The organism is Paenibacillus sp. p3-SID1389, assembly GCF_025151705.1.
Taxonomy (GTDB): domain Bacteria; phylum Bacillota; class Bacilli; order Paenibacillales; family Paenibacillaceae; genus Fontibacillus; species Fontibacillus phoenicis.
Map to the genome: position 1 here is coordinate 1 of NZ_JALXVO010000120.1, position 1,287 is coordinate 1,287.

The following is a 1,287-nucleotide window of genomic DNA, read 5'->3' on the forward strand; positions in this document are numbered from 1 at the left end:
ACCGCGAACAGTCGACGGTTCGAGGGAAGGGCTGAACCTTAGGAGGTGAAGTCAATGAAAGTTACCGAAACAGGAGCCAAGGGCAGCCAACTTCTAACGGAAGACTCTCTGCAAAAGAATAGTGCGGAACACGAAGGATACGCGGGAGTGCACAGTCCTGCGAGGATAACCGAAACCGACGACACCAACGCAACCGAGTCGAAGGACCGGTTGCTTGAGAAAATCGTTAGCAGGGACAACTTGAACGAAGCATTCAAGAGAGTCAAAGCGAACAAGGGATCGCACGGAATCGACGGGATGGGAGTAGATGAACTTCTACAATATCTCAGAGACAACGGCGAGACCATCAAGCAACTGATCTTGGGCGGCAAGTACCGCCCGAATCCCGTTCGAAGGGTAGAGATTCCCAAAGAGAACGGAAAGAAGAGAAACCTTGGCATTCCAACAGTGGTTGACCGAGTCATCCAGCAGGCAATCGCCCAAGTGCTTACGCCAATTTATGAGAGGCAGTTTTCAGACAACAGCTACGGATTCCGACCCAAACGGAGCGCACACCACGCGATGAAACGAAGCCAACAATACGTGCAAGAGGGATATCGTTACGTGGTGGATATGGACTTGGAGAAATACTTTGACACCGTCAACCAAAGCAAGCTCATCGAAGTGCTTTCAAGAACGATCAAAGACGGACGAGTGATCTCGCTCATCCATAAGTATCTCCGGGCGGGAGTCGTCGTGAAGCATAAGTTTGAGGACACGGAAATCGGCGTACCGCAGGGAGGGAACCTAAGTCCGATTCTCAGCAATATCATGCTGAATGAATTGGACAAGGAACTGGAAGCAAGAGGACATCGATTCGTGCGATACGCAGACGATATGCTCATATTCTGCCGGAGCAGGAGGAGTGCGGAGCGTACCCTGACGAAAATTCTCCCTTACATCGAGAAGAAGTTGTTTCTCAAGGTAAACCGGGAGAAAACGATTGTGGACGATGCGACAAAAGTTAAATTTCTTGGCTTCTCATTCTACCAGAGCAAAGGGGAAACGCGGGTCAGAATCCATCCCAAATCCGTATCCAAGATGAAAGCTAAAGTGAAAGAGCTAACGTCGAGAAGCAACGGAATGGGCAACACCGACCGGGCGCTGAAGCTTAGGCGTTACATCATGGGATGGGTAAATTATTTCAAGCTTGCTGACATGAAACAACTACTCCAAACCACTGATAAATGGATGAGAAGGCGTATCCGAATGGTCTTCTGGAAGCAATGGAAACGAGTGAGGACGAAA

1 protein-coding gene is annotated in these 1,287 nt (G+C 49.5%); it reads left to right on the top strand.

All coding sequences use genetic code 11. From position 1 onward, the window contains the following. Positions 1–54: 54 nt before the first annotated feature. A partial coding sequence (gene ltrA / locus M3G15_RS21325) for a group II intron reverse transcriptase/maturase (RefSeq protein WP_260072018.1) occupies positions 55–1,287 on the top strand: 1,233 nt, incomplete at its 3' end.